The sequence below is a fragment of the Pseudomonas sp. GW821-FHT01C01 genome, assembly GCF_059422645.1.
The window spans coordinates 1-20300 of record NZ_JBWKXF010000020.1 but is presented as its reverse complement, the minus strand read 5'-3'; the positions used below and the strand labels follow the sequence as shown (position 1 = coordinate 20300).

Here is a 20300-nt window from a genome sequence, read left to right as displayed (position 1 = left end):
GGGCAGGCTGCACGGTGGTGGAGTCTGTTTTCAACCGGTCGCAAGTTCGCGTTTGCGCTCGAGCATTTCCAGTTCGGCCCTGTAGTTTTGTGCGTCAGCCTCGGAATGGAACATCCCGACCAGCAGGTCTTGTTGATGCACGTCCCAGATCCGGATACCGGCGGCTACACCCTCGTGGGATTTATGTGAATCGTCGCGTTCAGTTACTTTTACAGTCATCTGCTAGCTCCAATCTCTGTTATCTGCAGCAAGGCATGTGCAGGCCTCCGTTATATGTTTTGTTAGCTTGCTAAGTAAACGCTTCGATTTGGAAACAGACTTTTGCAAAATCGGAGAAAGTCCCGCAGGCCTTTAGTTCTGCGGCATTGCGTCGCAGGCCGCTGAGTTTCATGACAAAAGCTTCATGTACGCATTGAAGAGTTGCGACACAACACAGGACCTGTAGCAGCTGGCGAAGCCTGCGTTCGGCGACGAAGTCGTCGCAAATCCTGCGCATGCGGTTTGCCTGACACACTGGGCTTAATGATTTCACGACGACTTCGTCGCCGAACGCAGGCTTCGCCAGCTGCTACGGACAGCATTACGGCAGTCCCCGTATTTCAGGCAAAAAAAACGCCCCGAACCAGTCGGGGCGTTTTCATGTGCGGCTCAGCAGCGGGAAATTACTTACCTTCCCAGCGCTTCAGTACCAGCGTGGCGTTAGTGCCACCGAAACCGAAGCTGTTGCTCATCACGGTGTTGATGGTGGCGTTTTCGCGGGTCTTGGTCAGTACCGGCAGATCGGCTACTTCAGGGTCCAGCTCGTCGATGTTGGCGGAGCCGGCAATGAAGTTGCCTTCCATCATCAGCATGCAGTAGATCGCTTCGTGAACGCCGGCGGCGCCCAGGGAGTGACCCGACAGGCTCTTGGTGGAGCTGATGGCTGGAGCCTTGTCGCCGAACACTTCACGCACACCTTTCATTTCCGCGACGTCGCCGACCGGAGTCGAGGTGCCGTGGGTGTTCAGGTAGTCGATCGGGGTATCGACGGTGGACAGCGCCTGCTGCATGCAGCGGATCGCGCCTTCGCCGCTTGGGGCAACCATGTCGTAGCCGTCGGAGGTCGCGCCGTAGCCGACGATTTCCGCATAGATCTTCGCGCCACGGGCCAGAGCGTGTTCCAGCTCTTCAACCACGACCATGCCGCCACCGCCGGCGATGACGAAACCGTCACGGTCGGCGTCGTAGGCGCGGGAGGCTTTTTCCGGGGTGTCGTTGCGCTTGCTGGACAGGGCGCCCATGGCGTCGAACAGGAACGACTGGCTCCAGTGCTCTTCTTCACCGCCACCGGCGAAGACGATGTCCTGCTTGCCCATCTGGATCTGTTCCATGGCGGTACCGATGCAGTGAGCACTGGTGGCGCAGGCAGAAGCGATGGAGTAGTTCAGGCCCTTGATCTTGAACGGAGTGGCCAGGCAAGCGGAAACGGTGCTGCTCATGGTCCGCGTGACGCGGTATGGGCCGACGCGCTTGACGCCTTTCTCGCGCAGGATGTCCAGCGCTTCCATCTGGTTCAGGGTCGATGCGCCACCGGAACCGGCGATCAGGCCGGTACGCGGGTTGGAAACCTGCTCTTCGGTCAGGCCCGAGTCGGTGATGGCGTCTTTCATGGCCAGGTAGGCATAAGCTGCCGCGTGGCCGACGAAGCGATAAATCTTGCGATCGATCAGTTCTTCAAGGTTGAGGTCGATGGAGCCGGAAACCTGGCTACGCAGACCCATTTCGGCATATTCCGGATTGAACCGGATGCCAGGGCGGCTTGCACGCAGGTTAGCGGAGACGGTCTCTTTGTCATTGCCCAGGCAAGAAACGATGCCCAGACCAGTGATAACGACGCGGCGCATGCGGATAACCCTTAGAAGTTGTCAGTGGAGGTGAACACGCCGACCCGGAGGCCTTCGGCGGTGTAGATTTCGCGACCGTCGACAGTGACCGAACCGTCGGCGATGGCCAGGTTCAGCTTGCCCTTGAGGACGCGTTTGATATGGATGTTATAGGTGACTTTCTTGGCGGTCGGCAGGACCTGACCGAAGAATTTCACTTCGCCCGAACCCAGCGCACGGCCACGGCCCGGCAGGCCTTGCCAGCCCAGGAAGAAACCGACCAGTTGCCACATGGCGTCGAGGCCCAGGCAGCCTGGCATTACCGGATCGCCTTCGAAGTGGCAGGCGAAGAACCACAGGTCCGGAGTGATATCCAGCTCGGCGACCAATTCACCTTTGCCGTACTTGCCACCTTCTTCGCTGATCAGGGTGATGCGGTCAACCATCAGCATGTTCGGGGCGGGCAGTTGCGCGTTACCAGGGCCGAACAGCTCACCGCGACTGCAGCGCAGCAGGTCTTCCCGGGTAAAGGCGTTTTGTTTGGTCATGCGAGCTCCTCAATAGTCCCATGCGGCAGGTGGGGCAAATCTTCCCGGCCGATCGAAGCGTTCATGCCTCGAACCGGCAGCCTACTCATAGACTATTGCGTTGTGGTGAAAGTCACAGCACCAAGGACATGAATGTACACTTGTGCACTGAAATTATTATTCAAGCCCCATTTCGGGCCTGTTCGGGTGCTTAAGACTGCCGCACTTTCGCCTTTCACGCCAGTCGCAGATGCTCGAAAGGCCTGTACTACTGCACCCAGCGCTGCAGAATTTGCTGCAGATCAGTCCGTTTGAAGGGCTTGGCCAGGTAATCGTTCATCCCCGCCGACAAACAGGCTTCGCGATCGCCCTGCAAGGCGTTGGCGGTCAGGGCGATGATCGGCAGGTCGGTGCACCCGGGCAGTTGGCGGATCTGCCGGGTGGCTTCATAGCCATCGATGATCGGCAAGCGGCAATCCATCAGGATCGCTTCGAAAATCAGGCTCTCGGCGCTGCGTACCGCCTGGGCGCCGTCGGCGGCGACACTGACCTTGAAGCCCAGACTGCGCAACATGGCTTCGATGACCGTCTGGTTGACCGGGTTGTCTTCGACCAGCAGCACATTGCGCCCTTCGCCGGCGCTGTTGCCGGTTTGCGCGCGCGGGCTCAACAGCGGCTGCGTCTGCTGGTGCAGTGCCAGGGGAATTTCCAGGGTGAACACCGAACCGCGGCCTTCCTCACTCTGCGCGCGCAAGGTGCCTCCCATGCGCTCGGCGAGGGTGCGGGCAATCGGCAGGCCCAGCCCGGTGCCGCCGTAACGCCTTGAAATGGAGCTGTCGGCCTGCTGGAAGGCGTTGAACATCAGTTCCAGGCTTTGCGCCGGAATGCCGATACCGCTGTCGCGCACAGTGCAGGTGAACCACAGCAACTCGTGATCCAGCGACTGCCATTGCGCCTCGAGGGTGATGCGGCCCTGTTCGGTGAACTTCAGTGCATTGCCGACCAGATTGACCAATATCTGCCGGATACGCGTCGGGTCGCCCTTGACCTGCAAACCACGCATGTCGTCGGGGATCTTCAGTTTCAAGTCCAGACCGCGTTGCGCGGCGCTGTGCTGGAACGACTGGGCGCAACTGCCGATCAGGTCGGCGAGGTTGAACGGAATGTGCTCCAGTTCCAGCTCCGAACGTTCGATCCGCGAGAAATCCAGGATGTCGTTGATGACCTTGAGCAAGTGCTCGGTGGATTCCGAGGCCAGCGCCGCGTATTCCACCTGTTCCTCGGTCATGTCAGTGGTTTCCAGCAACTGCAGCATGCCCAGTACGCCATTCATCGGCGTGCGCAGTTCATGGCTCATCATGGCGAGGAAGTCGGATTTGGCGTTGTTGGCCTTTTCCGCCTCTTCGCGGGTCTGGATCAACTGCGCCATGGCCTGATGCTGTTCGCGGCTGGCCTGTTCGAGACCGCTGGCGAGGTTGTTGATGTGTTGCGACAGCGCGCCCAGTTCAGTGTCGTCGACAATCGGCAGCGGTGTTTTGTAGTCGCCGTCCTGGATCGCCTTGACTGCATTGCCGATATCACGGATCGGTTGCGACAGGCTGCCCGCCAGACGCCGGGCCACGAGGAAGGTAAACAGCAGGGCAAACAGCGCCAGAATGGCGGCCTTGAGCACGATTTCCTGCTGGCGCTGGCTGAAGGCATCATTGGACAGCCCGACGATCACCCGGCCGAGATAGTCTTCGGTGGGAGCCGCGTTGGCAGTTTTGCTGCTCTGGAAAAAATCATTGTGCAAAGCGATGCGCTGTAGCCGTATCGGTGCCTGGAACACTTCGACCTGTTGCGCACGATTGTGAAGTTCGCTTGGTTGTTCGACGTACACCAGAACCCGGTTGGCACCGTCCTGGATTTCCAGAAAGCGCACATTGGGCGTGGCCAGTGTCGCCTTGAGCAAGGTTTCGAGCACTTCACTATTGCCCGAAATCACCCCGTATTCGGTAGCGGGGGCCAGTTGGTTGGCGATCAACTGGCCAGTGTGGGTGATTTCCTGACGCAGATCCTGGATGCGCACGAACGTGAAGAAGCTGATCAACAACAAGGTCAACAGCAGGGCGGGGCCGAGGCTGATGAGTTGGGTACGGGTGTTGATGTCCCAGCGACGGCGCAAGTTCATGGACGGCGTTCTCCTTCAGCCAGCAGTGTGGCGACAGACGCTTCGTTTATCTGCTCGAGTCCCAGTGAACGCGCCACCTGTGGGTTGCTCGAGACTTTGAATAGATGGGGATAATGCGTGCGCGGCCAGGTGGCCGGTGGCCGGTCGAGCATTTCGTCGACGACCGCCAGCCAATCACTCTGGTCGCTGTAGGTGCTGGCCAGGCTCCCGGCCTTGACGAATCCCGCGTTGGGTCCAATCAGCGCCATTTGCCGTGAGTAGCTGCTCAGCAGCAGGTTCTTGGCGGTTTGCGGGTTGTACAGGTCGGCGTCGTCCAGGCCCAGCAACACGTCGCTGTTTTCCAGCAAGGCCTGTAACGGACGGCTGTCTTGAGTGTTGTCCCAGCGCTGGGTGACCACCTCAAGACCCAAGGGGAGGGCGGCCTGACGCAGCTCATTCAAGAGGAATTCGCTGTGGTTGTCGTAGAGCACGCCGATGCGTTTGGCTTGAGGCAACAGGGTGCGGGTCAAGCGCAACTGGCGGCCCAGCGGTGGATCGCTCCATAGCAGGCAAAGGCGCGCAGGCAACGTATTGTTCAAGCGCTGCCGGGCTTGCAAGCGGCTGACACGCAGCACCAGTGTCGCCGGGCCCTGGGTGTCTTGCAGGCGCCAGTCGAGGCTGGGCAGGTCGAGCAGAATCAAGCGGATGTTTTCCGGCAGCTTGTCCGGTATTGGCATACTGGCCAGTGTCTGGAATCGTACGTTATCGCCCGGCCGCAACTCGCTCAGGGCCTGGGTAAACGCTCGCACTCCGGGGCTGTCTTCGGCCCCCGTGAGCAAAATGTCGGCCGCATTACTCGCCAGGCTGCCCAGCATGCCGCATAACAACAGGCAAAGTGCGACCAGCAGCCGGCCCAGGGGCGGCATTCTGCAGGCCGGACGACGCGGCATCTTAAAGCTCCAGCTCCGCACTGAAATACATCACGTGGCGCTGGTCATAATTGTTATCGATGAAGGTGGTCGGCTGATTGTCCAGCCGTTGCTGGAGCACCCCGGCCAGTTCCAGGCTGGCCTTGCCCAGGCCGATACGTTTGGCGATGCGCGCATCGACCCGTTCGAAGCGGTAGCCGTTGAGGGCGTCATCCCCATAGTAGAAAAGCGCACTGTTCCAGCCCCGGCCCCAATCGCGCATCCACCCGGCGGAACCACTGTTGCGTGCAGTCTGTTGGGCATCCAGCGGGTTGCTGGCGTCGGCATCGACGTAGGCATAGGTCAGTCGCAGGCGATCGAGGCTGCCGACACGCCAGTCGAGCTGGGTTTCGCCCCCCGAAAAACGCGCCTTGTTGGCATTGCTGGCGATGTACTGATTGTTGCGCAGCGGTTCACTGATCATGCCGGTGATTTCGTCGTGGAACAGCTTCACGTCGAGCGCCAGCCCCGGTTCGGGGAAATAGCCGTTGTAGCCGAGCTCCCGGGAGCGCATGTGCTCTTGATCGAGGTTGCCGGGGCCACGGGTCTTGACGAAATAACGGGCGCTGGACTGGCCAAAGGCACCGGGTTTGAGGTTGGTGACCTGATAACTCCAGTTGACGTTGTTCTCGAACATGTCCGGCGAACGGATAGCCTCGGAGTACACCGCACGCAAGCCGTGGCGCGGGTTGATCAGGTAGTTGACCGCCACGCGGGGTGCCAGCGAGCTGCCGATCAACCGGGTATCTTCGAACATGGCACCGCCTTGCAGCAGCCAGTGTTCGGTGGCACGCCACTCGAACTGGCCGAACGCCCGCCAGATCGAGTCATCGAGAGTGCCATTGAAGTAGGTTTCGGAGTCCGCCCGGTCGTAACGATAGTTTATCCCGCTGACCAGCCGCAGGTTATCGGCAAGGCTCAGGGTGTCCTGCAGTTCGAGGTCGTAACGCGATTCCCGGGTGCTCTGGTCGATGTCGCCGCAAACGGTCTGGCTCGCACCGTTGCGCCATTGATCGAGTACCTGGTTGGCCAACGCCTGCTCGGCGGGTGTGCCGGCCGGCGCACCAGGACTGATGAAGCTAGTGATATTGCGGGCCAGGCGTTCGGTGTAGTTCGGGTTCATTTGCCAGAGCTCGGTCAGTTGCGGGCTGAACGAAATTTCTGCGTCGCAGGCGCGCCAGGTTTGCTGGCGATCCCAGTGTTGGGCCGAACCCTGGATATAAAGGCTGTGATCGGGATTGATATCGAGGTTCCAGCGCAATGACCCGGCATAGTCCTTGGCGGTGACGTCGGAGTCGTTGCCGGCGCGGGTAATTCCCGGGAACACCGGCCGGTAGGTATAGGGCCGCTGGTTGGTGCCGTCCTTGGCATTCAACTGCCAATCAATACTTTGCTGTTCATTGAGTGTCTGGCTGACGGCGAGGTTGAAACGGTTCAAGCGGCGGCCGTCGTGGTAGTCAGCGCCAGTGCGGTCGCTGTCAAAGCCGTCGTCTTGCTGGCCGGACAGGGACAGACGCAAGTCGCCATCCTCCCAGCCCACGCCCTGGCTGGCGTAAAAGTCGTCGATGCCACGCTGGCCCTGGGTGACCTTCATGCGCGTACCGTGACTGTCGGCCGGCCGCCGGGTAATGATGTTGACCACCGCCATCAGGGCATTGGCGCCGTAGCTGACGGTATTCGGCCCGCGAAAGACTTCGATGTGCTCGATGTCTTCCATGGCCACCGGAATGTCACTCCAGTCCACGGTGGCCAGGCCGGCGCGATACACCGAGCGCCCGTCGATCAGCACTTGCATGCGCCGCGCCTGCGTCGCGTTGGTGCCGTGGTAGTTCACTGCGGCCTGGTTGCCACTGATGTTGCCGACCATCATCCCCGGCACCAGGCGCAGCAGTTCGCTGATGTCGCGGGCACCGCTGGCGTGGATCAGGGCGCTGTCGATCACGGTCATGCTCCCCGGAACGGCAGCCGGCGACTGCTTCAGGCGCGTGGCCGTGAGCACTTGGGGCAGCGGTTCGCTGTCCAGGAACAAGTCGTCGGCCAGCAATGGCGAGCTGAAAATCAGCGCCAGTACCAGAGGCGAACGCGGTGAAGGAGAGCCCGGAGACACAACACGTCCCTGTCAGAGATTAATGGCGCGCATGTTAACCGAGCCGAATGACTTTTCCATTCACGATGCCCGCATTTTCCTCGGATTTGTTGGTCTTCTTCCCACGGCTGCCAGTATTTGACGTCGGGGCTGGCCGCCAAGGGGCTGCCCCGTATAATGCCGACATCGCCACTGGTATGGATTAACGGATTGCATATGACTGAACAGCGCCCAATTGCGGTCCTGGGAGGCGGAAGTTTTGGGACCGCCGTGGCTAATCTGCTGGCCGAGAACGGGCATCAGGTCCTTCAGTGGATGCGTGACCCCGAACAGGCCGAGGCCATTCGGGTCAATCGCGAGAACCCGCGTTACCTCAAAGGCATCAAGATTCTGCCCGGCGTGACGCCGGTCACCGACCTGCAAGTCACCCTGGATGCCTGTGACCTGTGTTTCGTCGCATTGCCCTCCAGCGCGCTGCGCTCGGTGCTGGTGCCGCACGCCGAACGGTTGACCGGCAAATTGCTGGTGAGCCTGACCAAAGGCATCGAAGCCCACACGTTCAAGCTGATGAGCGAGATCCTCGAAGAGATCGCCCCGCAGGCGCGCATCGGCGTCCTGTCCGGACCCAACCTGGCCCGTGAAATCGCCGAACACGCGCTGACCGCCACAGTGGTCGCCAGTGAAGACGAAGAACTGTGCCAGCAGGTTCAGGCCGCGTTGCACGGCCGCACCTTTCGTGTTTACGCCAGTGCCGATCGTTTCGGCGTGGAGCTGGGCGGGGCGTTGAAAAACGTCTACGCGATCATCGCCGGCATGGCGGTGGCGCTGGGCATGGGGGAAAACACCAAGAGCATGCTGATCACCCGGGCATTGGCGGAAATGACCCGCTTCGCGGTGAATCAGGGCGCCAACCCGATGACCTTCCTGGGGCTGGCGGGCGTGGGCGATCTGATCGTGACCTGCTCGTCGCCCAAGAGCCGTAACTATCAGGTCGGCTTCGCCCTCGGCCAGGGCCTGAGCCTGGACGAGGCCGTCACACGCCTGGGCGAAGTCGCCGAAGGGGTCAACACGCTTAAAGTGCTCAAGGCCAAGGCGCAGGAGGTTGGCGTGTACATGCCGCTGGTCGCCGGGCTGCACGCGATCCTGTTCGAAGGTCGCACGCTGGAACAGGTCATCGGTCTGTTAATGCGTGGCGAACCGAAAACCGATGTCGACTTTATTTCCACCAGTGGTTTCAACTAATCACACTTGCCAGAAAAGCAGGGAGTTGCGCATGAACGATCCGAAAGTAGAAGCCAAATACGAATCCATCCTGCTGCGGGTGTTGTGGATGATCGTCTTCGTACTGGTGTGGCAAGTGGCGCAGTTCATCCTCGGCGCCGTCGTGCTGGTGCAGTTGATCTATCGTTTGTTTTATGGCGCCCCGAGCGCCAGCCTGATGAATTTCGGCGACAGCCTGAGCCAGTTTCTGGCGCAGATCGGGCGTTTCGGCAGCTTTCACAGCGACCAGAAACCCTGGCCGTTCGCCGATTGGCCGGCGCCGCGTACGCCGGAAGGTGAAGCGCCGCATGTCGTGGCACCGGCACCGCATCCGGCCCGAGATGAGGAACCCAAGCTATGAAACTCTGGGTATTGCGTCATGGTGAGGCCGAGCCTTACGGCACTCGACCCGATTCCGAGCGGGCACTGACCGACCATGGCCGCAAGGAAGTGTTGAGCAGCGCGGCGCGGTTGATGGGCCAGCCGCTGACGGCGATTTATGCCAGCCCCTACCTGCGTGCACAGCAAACGGCGCAACTGGTGCGCGAGGCGTTGGGCTTCGAGCCCGAGATCCGCACCGTAGATTGGCTGACTCCGGAAACCGATCCGGACAAAGTGGCTGAGCAACTCGTATCGGTGAGCAACGTCCTTTTGGTCAGCCACAACCCGCTGGTGGGGCATTTGTTGAGTTACCTGCAACATGGTGCCGGGCATCCGCCGGAAAAAGTCAGCACCGCCGGGTTGGCCGAACTCAAGGGCGATGAGTTACTGATCGGGTCGATGAAGCTCGACAGCATCAAGCACCCATAACGCCGCATTTCTGTGGGAGCGTGGCTTGCCCGCGAAGGTATCGACTCGGTTTACCTGATAAACCGCGGAGTCTGCATCGCGGGCAAGCCACGCTCCCACAGGGACGTCATCGCCTGGAAAGTTTTGAATGAAATAGTTAACCAAGCACTTGCTTGGTTGACTACGCTTGCTCCAGACCAAAATCACAGGAGCGAGTCGCATGTCTTCTGCTTTTCGTTTGCCGCTGGACGTTTTCTACGAGCGTGAGGCCCGTCATCCCCGCCAGCGCTTTCTGGTCCAGCCGGTCGGAGGCGGCCAGGTCGAGACGTTGACCTGGGCGGACGTCGGTCACCAGGCCCGTTGCGCGGCTCATTGGTTGCGGGCACGGGAACTGCCGCAGGGCAGCCATATCGCCCTGATCTCGAAGAACTGTGCCCACTGGATCATTGCCGACCTGGCGATCTGGATGGCCGGGCATGTGTCGGTGCCGTTGTACCCCAACCTCACCGCCGAATCGGTTTCCCAGGTACTTGAACACTCGGAAGCGGCGCTGGCGTTCATCGGCAAGCTCGACGACTGGCCAGGCATGTCCCGTGGCGTCAGCCCCGACCTGCCGACCATCAACCTGCCGCTGCATCCTCCCGGCGACTTTGATTTCAGTTGGGACGACCTGCAACGCAGCTCGCCGATCCAGGACGATCCCAAACCTGCCGCCGATCAACTGGCAACCATCATTTACACCTCCGGCACTACCGGCCTGCCCAAAGGCGTGATGCACAGCTTCGGCAGTCTGGGGTTCGCCACCACCCGTGGCACTTCGTTGTTCGGTCTCAACGAGTCGGACCGGTTGTTGTCCTACCTGCCGCTGTGCCACGTCGCCGAGCGGATGTTCGTCGAACTCGCGTCGATTTATACCGGCCAGACGGTGTTTTTCGCCGAGAGCCTGGACACCTTTCTCACCGACCTGCAGCGTGCACGTCCCACCGCGCTGTTTGGCGTGCCGCGCATCTGGACCAAATTCCAGATGGGCGTGTACAGCAAGATCCCGGCAAAACGCCTCGACCTCCTGCTCGGCCTGCCGATCATCGGCAAACGGGTCGGGCATAAAGTTCTCGCCGGGCTCGGGCTGGATGCTTTGCGCATCGCCTTGTCCGGCGCGGCTCCGGTGCCGCAGACCTTGTTGCAGTGGTACCGCAAATTGGGACTGGACGTGCTGGAGGTCTACGGCATGACCGAGAGTTGCGGTTACTCCCACATCGGCATGCCGGGCCAGAACAAACCGGGCTGGATCGGCAAACCCTGCCCTGAAGTCGAAGTGCGGATCGCCGAGACGGGGGAGGTCATGGTGCGCAGTGGCGCGACCATGCTCGGGTATTTCAAGGAACCGGAAAAAACCGCTGACACCATTACCGAGGACGGCTTCCTGCGCACCGGCGACAAGGGCGAGGAAGACGCCGAAGGCAATCTGCGCCTGACCGGGCGCCTGAAGGAAATCTTCAAGACCAGCAAAGGCAAATACGTGGCCCCGGCGCCGATTGAAAATCGCCTGGCCGTGCATTCGCGCATCGAACAGGTCTGTGTGGTGGGCGATGGCTTGAGCGCACCGCTGGGCTTGTGCGTGTTGTCGGCGGTCGGCCAGCAGGACGCTGGCGGGGCTGCCCGCGCCGGCTTGCATTCCAGCCTGGAAAAACTGCTGGAAGAGGTCAACGGCGCCCTCGACAAACATGAGCGACTGCGCCGCCTGGTGGTGGTCAAGGACAGTTGGGCCGTGGAAAACGGCTTTCTCACCCCGACCCTGAAGATCAAGCGCAACGTGATCGAAGCGGCTTATGGCGAGCGCTTTGAAGAATGGAGCGAGCGCAACGAAGCGGTGCTGTGGCAGGATTGATCCACGAACAAAACCAGCAAGGAAACTCTGCGATGAGCCTGTGGCGTACCACTCCAAACATCGAGCAGTTGAACGCAATCCAGAAAAACACCATCGGCGAAGTGCTGGACATCCGTTTCGAAGCCTTCGACGAGGAGTCCCTGTCTGCCAGTATGGTCGTCGATCACCGCACCCATCAGCCCTACGGCTTGCTGCATGGCGGTGCCTCGGTGGTGCTGGCCGAAACGGTCGGGTCGATGGCCAGCTACCTGTGTATCGATGCCAGCAAATTCTATTGCGTGGGCCTGGAAATCAACGCCAACCATTTGCGCGGCCTGCGCAGCGGGCGGGTGACGGCGGTGGCCAAGCCGATCCACATCGGCCGCACGACCCATGTCTGGGACATTCGGCTGACCAGTGATGAAGGCAAGGCCAGTTGCGTGTCGCGGCTGACCATGGCGGTGGTGCCGTTGGGGGAGAATCCGCCGACACGCTGAGCTCAAGCCATAGCCTTGACCGGACTGTCATCATTCCTGGCAGTTACGGTCATTGCTGCAGGACGCGGTCTTGCGGACAATCAATGCCTGTTTTCGCTTATGGATTTGCAGGTATGTCGCAACAGATCTTTTTCGCCCACGCCAATGGTTTTCCTTCGGGGACCTACGGCAAGTTGTTTGCGGCGCTGGCACCCGAGTATCAGGTGACGCATCTGGAGCAGCACGCCCACGACCCGCGTTTCCCGGCCGATGACAATTGGTACAACCTGGTGGACGAGTTGATCCATCACCTGCAACGGCAGGCCGAGCCCGTGTGGGGCGTCGGTCATTCCTTCGGTGGCGTGTTGCATCTGCATGCGGCCTTGCGCTGCCCCGAGTTGTATCGCGGCGTGGTGATGCTCGACTCGCCGGTGCTGACCCGAACCGATCGATGGGTCATCCGTGCGGCCAAGCGTTTTGGTTTCATCGACCGCTTGACCCCGGCCGGCCGTACCCTCGGCCGTCGTGAAGAATTCGCCGACCTGGAAAGCGCCCGCAAGTATTTCGCCGGCAAGACCCTGTTTCGCGGTTTCGACCCGGAATGCTTCGATGCCTACCTGCAGCATGGTTTGCACCAGGATGGCGACAAGCTGCGCCTGCGTTTCGACCCGGCCACGGAAATCAGCATCTATCGCGGCGTGCCGCACACCAGCCCGGGCAGCACCCGGCAGTTGAAAGTGCCGCTGGCGGTGGTTCGCGGGCACAACAGTCGCGTGGTCATGCGCCATCACGCCAGTTCGGTCGACCGCCTGCCGCTGGGCGAGTCGTTGACCATGCCCGGTGGCCACATGTTTCCGCTCGAGCGTCCTCTTGATACCGCGGAAATGCTCAAAGGCCTGTTCAACCGCTGGGACGGCCGTCGACAACAGGATTGCGCATGAGCCACGTCGTCGAAGAAGTCCGCCTGAGTCTGCCGCACATCGAACTGGCGGCGCACCTGTTCGGTCCTGAAAACGGTTTGCCGGTGATTGCCCTGCATGGCTGGCTGGACAACGCCAACAGCTTTGCCCGCCTGGCACCCAAGCTCAAAGGCCTGCGCATCATAGCGCTGGACATGGCCGGTCACGGTCATTCCGGGCACCGCCCGCCGGGAGCCGGTTACGCCATGTGGGACTATGCCCACGATGTGCTGCAAGTCGCCGAACAGCTTGGACTGAAGAAATTTGCGCTGATGGGGCATTCGATGGGCGCCATCGCTTCACTGATCATCGCCGGATCGATGCCCGAGCGGGTCACCCACCTGGCGTTGATCGACGGCATCATTCCTCCTACAGACAAGGGTGAAAACGCTGCCGAGCGCATGGGGATGGCCCTGCAAGCGCAACTGGATCTGCGGGAAAAGCGCAAACCGGTCTACGACACCCTCGACCGTGCCATCGAAGCGCGCATGAAAGGGCTGGTGGCGGTCAGCCGCGAGGCCGCTGAACTGCTGGCGCAGCGTGGTCTGATGCCGGTATCGGGCGGTTACACCTGGCGCACCGATAGTCGCCTCACGCTGCCATCGCCACTGCGCCTTACCACTGAACAGGCCATGGCCTTCGTCCAGCGGGTCAAATGCCCTGCAACACTGGTGGTCGCTGCCGACGGCATGCTCGCCAAACACCCAGAATTGCTGGAGCGTCTACCCTTTAGCCGTGAACAGCTGCCCGGCGGCCATCATTTGCACCTCAATGACGAACCCGGAGCCGACCTTGTCGCAGACTGTTTCAATCGGTTCTTCGCCATTCCTTGACTTGCGCCGAGCAACTGTCGAGGCTGGGCGGGTTGAAATGGGAGACAACCATGATAGATCTCTACACCGCTGCGACCCCAAATGGCCACAAGGTCTCTATCGTGCTCGAGGAACTCAGCCTGCCCTACACGGTGCATGCCTTGAGTTTCGACAATAAGGAGCAGAAGTCCGCGGACTTCCTCAAGATCAACCCCAATGGACGGATTCCGGCGATTGTCGACCGCGCCAATGGCGATTTCGCTGTGTTCGAATCCGGCGCCATCCTGATTTACCTCGCTGAACAAACCGGCAAACTGATGCCTTGCGACCCAAAGGGCCGTTCGGTGGTATTGCAGTGGCTGATGTTCCAGATGGGGGGGATCGGCCCGATGCAGGGCCAGGCCAACGTGTTCTTCCGCTACTTTCCGGAAAAACTCCAGGGCGCCATCGACCGCTATCAGCATGAAACCCGTCGCCTCTACGAAGTACTCGACACGCGTTTGCAAAGCGTGGAGTTCCTCGCCGACGAGTACAGCATTGCCGACATCGCAACCTTTCCGTGGGTGCGAGGTTACGAGTGGTCGGGCGTCTCGGTGGAGGGCTTGACGGCATTGCAACGCTGGATGGCAACCATGGAGGCCCGGCCGGCGGTGCAGCGTGGACTGCAGATACCGAAACGCGCCGATGAAGCCAGTGTCATCAAGGGCGCTCAGGCCATGCTGATCCGATGAGTCTATCCATGCGTTCATTCAGTTTGCTGGTGCTGTGCAGTTTCAGTCCCTTGTTGTTCGCCGCCGATATTCCGGGTAGTCAGGACCTGCCGATAGTGCCGCGCATGGTCGACGCCCAGATTGTCGACTATCGCCCCGCCGCCGAGCTGGAGCGGATCTACCCGTTGGGCTCGATCCGCAAGATCAGTGGCCAGTTACGTTTCGACGGTCAGGTCAGTGCCCGCGGCAACGTCACTTCGGTGACCTACGAGTTGCCACCGGAGCATTCATCCATCGAGGCGTTCACCGCTGCCCGCGAGGCTTTGCAAAAACAGGACGCCGGGTTGCTCTTTTGGTGCCAGGCGCGCGATTGCGGCGAAAGCAGCCTCTGGGCCAATCAAGTCTTCGGCAACGCCAAGCTGTACGGCGCCGACGATCAACAAGCCTATTTGCTGCTGCGACTTGCCGCTCCTCGGGACAACACACTCGTCGCGCTGTACAGCATCACCCGTGGTAATCGCAAAGCCTATCTGCATGTCGAACAGTTCGAAGCTTCGGCACCGCTGGGCGAGTTGTTGCCGACCTCCGCGACCTTGCTGCGTGAACTCAGGAGCACTGGTGAGCTCGACTTTTCCGCGTTGAGCGACGCATCTGACGAGACCTGGCTACGCCTGATTTCTCGCGGACTGAATCTCGACACCACCTTGCGGGTCAGTATTTCCGGAGCGAATGCCGAAGCCTGGCGTCAGGCGCTGATTGGCCAGGGCGTGCGTTCTGCGCGGATGGAAACCGGACGTGCCGAAGGCTCTGGCCTGCACATCGAGCTATTGCGGTAGGCTGTACCGGGCGAGCGCGTACGCCGTGTTCGCCTACTCTTTTGCTGACTGACTTTTTCGAGACTTTAGATGATCAATAACGATCGCCTGTTGGTGCAGATCCTGCTCGTGGTGCTGTTCGGCGCGAGCTTCTGGGTGATGGCGCCGTTCTGGTCGGCGTTGTTCTGGGGTGCGGTCCTGGCCTTTGCCAGTTGGCCGTTGATGCGCTTGTTGACCCGTTGGCTCAATGGCCGCGAGTCGCTGGCGGCGGCATTGCTGACGGTGGGCTGGATGGTGCTGGTAGCGGCACCACTGGTGTGGCTGGGTTTCAACCTCGCCGACCATGTTCGCGATGCCACGGCGTTCATCAAGGATGCGCAGGTCGAGGGTCTACCCGAAGCGCCGGCCTGGCTGGGTTCGATTCCCCTGGTGGGCGAGCGGCTGGTCGGGCTCTGGAACAGCATTGATGAGCACGGCGCAGCGATGATGGTATCGCTCAAGCCTTATCTGGGGCAGGTGGGTAACTGGTTGCTGGCGCGCAGCGCGCAGATCGGCGGCGGTATTCTCGAACTGACCCTGAGCATCCTCTTCGTATTCTTTTTCTATCGTGACGGGCCGCGCCTGGCGGCGTTTGTGCACACATTGCTGGAACGGCTGATCGGTCAACGGGCCGGCTACTACATTGAACTGGTGGCTGGCACGGTACAGCGGGTGGTGAACGGTGTGATCGGCACGGCGGCGGCCCAGGCGATCCTGGCGCTGATCGGGTTCCTGATTGCCGGTGTGCCGGGAGCGTTGGTACTCGGCATTGTGACCTTCATGCTCAGCCTGATCCCGATGGGGCCGCCGCTGGTGTGGATTCCGGCGACCGCGTGGCTGGCCTGGAAAGGCGAGTACGGGCTGGCCATATTCCTCGGGATCTGGGGCACATTCATCATCAGCGGTGTCGACAACGTGCTTAAGCCGTACCTGATCAGCCGTGGCGGTAACCTGCCGTTGGTCATTGTGCTGCTTGGGGTGTTTGGCGGGTTGATTGCCTTTGGCTTTATCGGCCTGTTCATCGGCCCGACATTGCTGGCGGTGGCCTATAGCCTGTTGATCGACTGGAGCAAGACTCAGGCACGGGTCGAAGACCGCCGCCCCTGAGATCTGTATTCAGTTTAGGGCCTCTTCGCGAGCAAGCCCGCTCCCACACTGGTTTTGTGATCGACACAGATCAATGTGGGAGCGGGCTTGCTCGCGAAGCTTTTGACTCAGGTCGCCACGTTCAGGTGCCTGCCCACGCTCGCCACGTTATCCAGCGAATACTGTTTGCTCAGGTTGGCGATCATCTTCTGCAATGCGTCGTTGACGTTCGACGAGTCGGAGGTACTGCCGGTGGTCTGCTCGCGACCGGCCTGCAGGGCCGCCTTGAGTTCATCACTGCTGACGCCACCGCTACTGTCGCTGTCCAGCGCCTTGAGCAGCGCAGCACCGGTGTCGGTGCTGGTCGACGAGTTGCCGTTGCTGGCCTGCAACGCGCTGCTCAGTTCGGTAGCGTTGACGCTGCCATCACTGTCGGTATCGAGTTGGCTGAACAGTTCGTCGCTGGACATCTGTTGTGGCGGTGGTGGCGGTGGCGCCATCGCGGCCATTTCTTCGCTGTTCAGGCTGCCACTGCCATCGCTGTCGAGGTCGGAGAAATTCTTGCTCAGGTTGACCAGCAAACCGTCGTCGGATTTCTGCGACAAGGCACTCTTGAGTTCATCCTGATCGACCGTACCGTCGCTGTTGCTGTCGAGTTTGGCCAGCAGGTCCTTCTGGAATTGCTGGCTGCGGGCGCTATTGGTTGTGGTGCTGCTGATATTGGTACTGGTGAAATTCGAGTAATTGCTGCTGATGCTACCGATCATCGGGCTCACTCCCTGGAAAGATTAACCGGTGGTGTACCGGCTTGTGCAGACTCAAGGGGCGAGTTGTCGCAGGTATGTGGAGTTTGTACCGAGTGCTACACACCTAAATCGCAAGGTCCCTAAACCTGTGGGAGCGGGCTTGCTCGCGAAGGCAATCTGTCAGTTGATACATCAGTTGACTGATACACCGCTTTCGCGAGCAAGCCCGCTCCCACAATGGATCGGATGGATTTTCAGGTGCGCGGCAGGTAGATGACTGCCGTCAGGCCGCCACCCGGCGTCTCCTCCAGCGTTAACTGTCCGCCCAACCGTTGAGCCGCCTCGCGGGCAATGGTCATGCCCAGGCCAACGCCGCCGGAATTGCGATTGCGCGAGCCTTCAAGGCGAAAGAAGGGTTCGAACACCGCTTCGCGTTGTTCCGCGGCGATACCCGGGCCGTGGTCGATGACCCGAATCACCAGGTGTTCACGATGGTCTTCCAGGGTGATCAGCGCCTGCCCGGCGTAGCGCAGGGCATTGTCCATCAGGTTGTTGATGCAAGAGCGCAAGGCCATCGGTTGCACCTGCAGCGGGGCACAGTGACCGCTGGCCTGGACGTTTGCGCCCTGGTCCTGGGCATTTTCGCTCAGGGACTCCACCAGCGCCTGCACGTCCATCCACTGTGGGGCTTCGCTGGTGCGCTGTTCATGCAGATAGGTGAGGGTGGCGTCGAGCATGCTGATCATGTCGTCGAGGTCTTGCCGCATCTGGCCTTGCAGCTTGTCGTCGTCGATTTTCTCCAGCCGCAGCTTAAGTCGCGACAGCGGCGTGCGCAGGTCGTGGGACACCGCGCCGAGCATGCGCGAGCGCTGCTTGACCTGTTCAAGGATGCGCCGCTGCATTTTGTTGAATGTGTGCGCCGCTTGCCGCGCTTCCCGTGGCCCCGACTCTTCCAGTGGCGGGCTGTCGAGGTTTTCGCTCAGGCGCTCGGCCGCGTCGCTCAGGCGCTGGATCGGCCGGCTCAGCAGTTTGGCGCCGTACCAGGCGGCAATGATCAGCGAGACAAATTGAAAGGTCAGGGGCACCAAGGGGCCGCCGAACCACGGCCGTGGCGGCCGCTTCTCGAAGTGCGGGTCCAGCGGCGGACGCGGCCCGTCCAGGCCTTCAGAAAACTCCGGTGGCGGTGGCGGTGGCGGCGGGCCGTAATGGTGAAACCAGGCAAAGGCCAGCAGGTGCGCGAGGATGATTGCCAGCAACAGCACGCCAAACAGGCGGCCGAACAGCGTATCGAAGCGCCCGCGCATCAGCCGATGTCTCGGGCATCGAACAGGTAACCCTCGCCGCGAACGGTCTTGATCAGCTGCGGAGCCTTGGGATCGTCGCCGAGCTTCTGGCGCAGGCGCGACACCAGCAAGTCGATGCTGCGATCAAAGGCTTCAATCGAACGACCACGAGCGGCATCCAGCAGTTGTTCACGGCTGAGCACGCGACGCGGACGCTCGATAAACACCCAGAGCAGGCGGAATTCGGCGTTGGACAGCGGCACCACCAGGCCATCGTCGGCAATCAGTTGTCGCAGCACGCTGTTCAGGCGCCAATTGTCGAAACGAATGTTCGCGCGCTGTTCGCTGCGGTCATCGCGCACCCGACGCAAAATGGTCTGAATCCGCGCCACCAGTTCCCGGGGCTCGAACGGTTTGGCCATGTAGTCGTCGGCGCCGAGTTCGAGGCCGATGATCCGGTCAGTGGGTTCACAGCGAGCGGTGAGCATCAGGATCGGGATGTCCGACTCGGCGCGTAGCCAACGGCACAGCGACAGACCGTCTTCACCGGGCAGCATCAGGTCGAGCACCACCACGTCGAAATGCTCCGCCTGCATCGCCAGGCGCATCGCTGCGCCATCGGTGACGCCGCTGGCGTGGATGTTGAACCGGGCCAGGTAGTCGATCATCAATTCGCGGATCGGGACGTCATCGTCGACGATCAGGGCGCGAATGCTCCAGCGTTTGTCGTCACCGGGCGTTTTTTGGTCGTCGTTCACGGGGGCTTGGGGGTTGTGCATGCGTGCGTTCATCTGCCAGGTAGGCTGCCAACCACAAAGATGGGCTGCGAGGTTGTGGTTCCAGCATAGGCGTCCGGCCCGGAGGCGGGAAGTGCTGTTGCAAGGACCTGTTGCGGTTGCCGAGGGTAGCGGGACTGGGTGTTGCGGGCGTGTCGTGTCTGTATCGAACTCGACACAATGGCCCCAAGGACTAGTCTTGCCTGAGCTGTCTCGACGATTTACCGATCATCGGGTCCCGCAGCGGCGCTGGTTCCGCTACAATGCGCGCCGATTTCGACTTGCCTGAGAGCCCACTCATGTCCGCCTGCCAGACTCCTATCATCGTCGCCCTGGATTTCCCTACCCGTGACGCCGCACTGAAGCTGGCCGATCAGTTGGACCCGAAGCTGTGCCGGGTCAAAGTCGGTAAAGAACTGTTCACCAGCTGCGCTTCGGAAATTGTCGGGACCCTGCGCGACAAGGGTTTCGAAGTGTTCCTGGACCTCAAGTTCCACGACATTCCGAACACCACCGCGATGGCCGTCAAGGCGGCTGCGGAAATGGGCGTGTGGATGGTCAACGTGCATTGCTCCGGCGGCCTGCGCATGATGGCGGCGTGTCGTGAAGTGCTGGATCAGCGCACCGGTCCGAAACCGCTGCTGATCGGCGTGACCGTGTTGACCAGCATGGAGCGTGAAGATCTGGCGGGCATCGGTCTGGACATCGAGCCGCAAGAGCAGGTGCTGCGTCTGGCCGCCCTGGCGGAAAAAGCCGGGATGGACGGCCTGGTGTGCTCGGCCCTGGAAGCCCAGGCGCTGAAAACGGCGCATCCGTCGCTGCAATTGGTGACCCCGGGGATTCGCCCGGCGGGCAGCGCACAGGATGATCAGCGCCGCATTCTGACCCCGCGTCAGGCGCTGGATGCCGGTTCCGACTATCTGGTGATCGGCCGTCCGATCAGCCAGGCAGCAGATCCGGCGAAGGCGTTGGCGTCGGTAGTGGCCGAACTCGCCTGATCAGACACCGCAGAACCAAATGTGGGAGCGGGCTTGCTCGCGAATACGGTGTGTCAGTCAACATTGATGTCGGCTGACACACCGTATTCGCG

The 20300-nt window shown here is 61.0% G+C and carries 20 protein-coding genes; 11 read left to right on the top strand and 9 right to left on the bottom strand.

Annotated elements, in window-relative coordinates; genetic code table 11:
• Positions 1 to 30 precede the first annotated feature (30 nt).
• The 6 genes from AC07XF_RS14390 to AC07XF_RS14365 form a co-directional block, all read right to left on the bottom strand.
• Positions 31 to 219 carry a hypothetical protein gene (locus AC07XF_RS14390; RefSeq protein WP_007974549.1) on the bottom strand — a complete coding sequence of 63 codons (189 nt, stop codon included), beginning with the start codon at positions 217 to 219 and terminating at the stop codon, positions 31 to 33.
• Between the two features lie 443 nt (positions 220 to 662).
• Positions 663 to 1883: a beta-ketoacyl-ACP synthase I gene (gene fabB / locus AC07XF_RS14385; protein WP_007974551.1), complete on the bottom strand. Its 1221-nt coding sequence runs from the start codon at positions 1881 to 1883 to the stop codon at positions 663 to 665.
• A gap of 11 nt (positions 1884 to 1894) precedes the next feature.
• Positions 1895 to 2410 (bottom strand): 3-hydroxyacyl-[acyl-carrier-protein] dehydratase FabA, encoded by a 516-nt coding sequence (fabA, locus tag AC07XF_RS14380; RefSeq protein WP_003179264.1) that lies wholly within the window; start codon positions 2408 to 2410, stop codon positions 1895 to 1897.
• Between the two features lie 247 nt (positions 2411 to 2657).
• The gene (locus AC07XF_RS14375) at positions 2658 to 4559 is read right to left on the bottom strand and encodes an ATP-binding protein (RefSeq protein ID WP_495027017.1); all 1902 of its coding nucleotides are present in this window, start codon (positions 4557 to 4559) and stop codon (positions 2658 to 2660) included.
• Positions 4556 to 5488: an ABC transporter substrate-binding protein gene (locus AC07XF_RS14370; RefSeq protein ID WP_495027016.1), complete on the bottom strand. Its 933-nt coding sequence runs from the start codon at positions 5486 to 5488 to the stop codon at positions 4556 to 4558. The genes AC07XF_RS14375 and AC07XF_RS14370 overlap by 4 nt, the downstream gene beginning before the upstream one ends.
• Position 5489: 1 nt before the next feature.
• Positions 5490 to 7613, bottom strand: a complete 2124-nt coding sequence (locus tag AC07XF_RS14365) for a TonB-dependent receptor plug domain-containing protein (protein WP_495027015.1) — start codon at positions 7611 to 7613, stop codon at positions 5490 to 5492.
• Positions 7614 to 7808: 195 nt separating this feature from the next.
• Here AC07XF_RS14365 and AC07XF_RS14360 point away from each other — a divergent pair, with 195 nt between their 5' ends.
• From AC07XF_RS14360 to AC07XF_RS14315, 10 genes are all read left to right on the top strand, one after another.
• A complete protein-coding gene (locus AC07XF_RS14360) occupies positions 7809 to 8834 on the top strand; it encodes an NAD(P)H-dependent glycerol-3-phosphate dehydrogenase (protein WP_495027014.1) in 1026 nt (341 codons plus the stop codon).
• Positions 8835 to 8865: 31 nt separating this feature from the next.
• Positions 8866 to 9213, top strand: a complete 348-nt coding sequence (locus tag AC07XF_RS14355) for a DUF4389 domain-containing protein (protein ID WP_204934037.1) — start codon at positions 8866 to 8868, stop codon at positions 9211 to 9213.
• A complete protein-coding gene (gene sixA, locus AC07XF_RS14350; protein WP_223456125.1) occupies positions 9210 to 9662 on the top strand; it encodes a phosphohistidine phosphatase SixA in 453 nt (150 codons plus the stop codon). Before AC07XF_RS14355 ends, sixA begins: the two co-directional genes overlap by 4 nt.
• Before the next feature lie 199 nt (positions 9663 to 9861).
• Positions 9862 to 11529, top strand: a complete 1668-nt coding sequence (locus AC07XF_RS14345; RefSeq protein WP_495027013.1) for an AMP-binding protein — start codon at positions 9862 to 9864, stop codon at positions 11527 to 11529.
• A gap of 32 nt (positions 11530 to 11561) precedes the next feature.
• A complete protein-coding gene (locus AC07XF_RS14340; RefSeq protein ID WP_495027012.1) occupies positions 11562 to 12005 on the top strand; it encodes a hotdog fold thioesterase in 444 nt (147 codons plus the stop codon).
• Positions 12006 to 12118: 113 nt separating this feature from the next.
• Complete coding sequence (locus AC07XF_RS14335) at positions 12119 to 12925, top strand: alpha/beta fold hydrolase (RefSeq protein ID WP_007988799.1); 807 nt, start codon at positions 12119 to 12121, stop codon at positions 12923 to 12925.
• A complete protein-coding gene (locus AC07XF_RS14330) occupies positions 12922 to 13776 on the top strand; it encodes an alpha/beta hydrolase (protein WP_495027011.1) in 855 nt (284 codons plus the stop codon). Before AC07XF_RS14335 ends, AC07XF_RS14330 begins: the two co-directional genes overlap by 4 nt.
• A gap of 50 nt (positions 13777 to 13826) precedes the next feature.
• Positions 13827 to 14486, top strand: coding sequence for a glutathione S-transferase family protein (locus AC07XF_RS14325; RefSeq protein WP_495027010.1), 660 nt, complete (start codon positions 13827 to 13829; stop codon positions 14484 to 14486).
• An 8-nt stretch (positions 14487 to 14494) separates the two neighbouring features.
• A complete protein-coding gene (locus tag AC07XF_RS14320; RefSeq protein ID WP_495027009.1) occupies positions 14495 to 15301 on the top strand; it encodes a DUF4892 domain-containing protein in 807 nt (268 codons plus the stop codon).
• 69 nt (positions 15302 to 15370) lie between these two features.
• Positions 15371 to 16426 carry an AI-2E family transporter gene (locus AC07XF_RS14315; protein WP_495027008.1) on the top strand — a complete coding sequence of 352 codons (1056 nt, stop codon included), beginning with the start codon at positions 15371 to 15373 and terminating at the stop codon, positions 16424 to 16426.
• Between the two features lie 107 nt (positions 16427 to 16533).
• Here the strand turns inward: AC07XF_RS14315 and xopAW are convergent, their stop codons facing one another.
• From xopAW to AC07XF_RS14300, 3 genes are all read right to left on the bottom strand, one after another.
• Complete coding sequence (gene xopAW, locus AC07XF_RS14310; RefSeq protein ID WP_495027007.1) at positions 16534 to 17172, bottom strand: XopAW family type III secretion system calcium-binding effector; 639 nt, start codon at positions 17170 to 17172, stop codon at positions 16534 to 16536.
• Between the two features lie 233 nt (positions 17173 to 17405).
• Positions 17406 to 18455, bottom strand: a complete 1050-nt coding sequence (locus AC07XF_RS14305) for a sensor histidine kinase (RefSeq protein ID WP_495027006.1) — start codon at positions 18453 to 18455, stop codon at positions 17406 to 17408.
• On the bottom strand, positions 18455 to 19213 hold the full coding sequence (locus AC07XF_RS14300) for a response regulator (protein WP_495027005.1): 759 nt from the start codon (positions 19211 to 19213) through the stop codon (positions 18455 to 18457). Before AC07XF_RS14300 ends, AC07XF_RS14305 begins: the two co-directional genes overlap by 1 nt.
• A gap of 296 nt (positions 19214 to 19509) precedes the next feature.
• On the opposite strand from AC07XF_RS14300, the gene pyrF reads away from it, so the two are divergent.
• Positions 19510 to 20208, top strand: a complete 699-nt coding sequence (pyrF, locus tag AC07XF_RS14295; protein ID WP_173677935.1) for an orotidine-5'-phosphate decarboxylase — start codon at positions 19510 to 19512, stop codon at positions 20206 to 20208.
• Positions 20209 to 20300: the final 92 nt, after the last annotated feature.

Bases quoted from the DNA above. Each gene is read 5' to 3' on its own strand.
- AC07XF_RS14355 (WP_204934037.1), top strand. From the start codon at position 8,866: ATGAACGATCCGAAAGTAGAAGCCAAATACGAATCCATCCTGCTGCGG.
- AC07XF_RS14340 (WP_495027012.1), top strand. From the start codon at position 11,562: ATGAGCCTGTGGCGTACCACTCCAAACATCGAGCAGTTGAACGCAATC.
- AC07XF_RS14325 (WP_495027010.1), top strand. From the start codon at position 13,827: ATGATAGATCTCTACACCGCTGCGACCCCAAATGGCCACAAGGTCTCT.
- fabB (WP_007974551.1), bottom strand. From the start codon at position 1,883: ATGCGCCGCGTCGTTATCACTGGTCTGGGCATCGTTTCTTGCCTGGGC.
- AC07XF_RS14315 (WP_495027008.1), top strand. From the start codon at position 15,371: ATGATCAATAACGATCGCCTGTTGGTGCAGATCCTGCTCGTGGTGCTG.
- AC07XF_RS14335 (WP_007988799.1), top strand. From the start codon at position 12,119: ATGTCGCAACAGATCTTTTTCGCCCACGCCAATGGTTTTCCTTCGGGG.
- sixA (WP_223456125.1), top strand. From the start codon at position 9,210: ATGAAACTCTGGGTATTGCGTCATGGTGAGGCCGAGCCTTACGGCACT.
- AC07XF_RS14320 (WP_495027009.1), top strand. From the start codon at position 14,495: ATGCGTTCATTCAGTTTGCTGGTGCTGTGCAGTTTCAGTCCCTTGTTG.
- fabA (WP_003179264.1), bottom strand. From the start codon at position 2,410: ATGACCAAACAAAACGCCTTTACCCGGGAAGACCTGCTGCGCTGCAGT.
- xopAW (WP_495027007.1), bottom strand. From the start codon at position 17,172: ATGATCGGTAGCATCAGCAGCAATTACTCGAATTTCACCAGTACCAAT.
- AC07XF_RS14305 (WP_495027006.1), bottom strand. From the start codon at position 18,455: ATGCGCGGGCGCTTCGATACGCTGTTCGGCCGCCTGTTTGGCGTGCTG.
- pyrF (WP_173677935.1), top strand. From the start codon at position 19,510: ATGTCCGCCTGCCAGACTCCTATCATCGTCGCCCTGGATTTCCCTACC.
- AC07XF_RS14345 (WP_495027013.1), top strand. From the start codon at position 9,862: ATGTCTTCTGCTTTTCGTTTGCCGCTGGACGTTTTCTACGAGCGTGAG.
- AC07XF_RS14370 (WP_495027016.1), bottom strand. From the start codon at position 5,488: ATGCCGCGTCGTCCGGCCTGCAGAATGCCGCCCCTGGGCCGGCTGCTG.
- AC07XF_RS14360 (WP_495027014.1), top strand. From the start codon at position 7,809: ATGACTGAACAGCGCCCAATTGCGGTCCTGGGAGGCGGAAGTTTTGGG.
- AC07XF_RS14375 (WP_495027017.1), bottom strand. From the start codon at position 4,559: ATGAACTTGCGCCGTCGCTGGGACATCAACACCCGTACCCAACTCATC.
- AC07XF_RS14330 (WP_495027011.1), top strand. From the start codon at position 12,922: ATGAGCCACGTCGTCGAAGAAGTCCGCCTGAGTCTGCCGCACATCGAA.
- AC07XF_RS14300 (WP_495027005.1), bottom strand. From the start codon at position 19,213: ATGCACAACCCCCAAGCCCCCGTGAACGACGACCAAAAAACGCCCGGT.
- AC07XF_RS14390 (WP_007974549.1), bottom strand. From the start codon at position 219: ATGACTGTAAAAGTAACTGAACGCGACGATTCACATAAATCCCACGAG.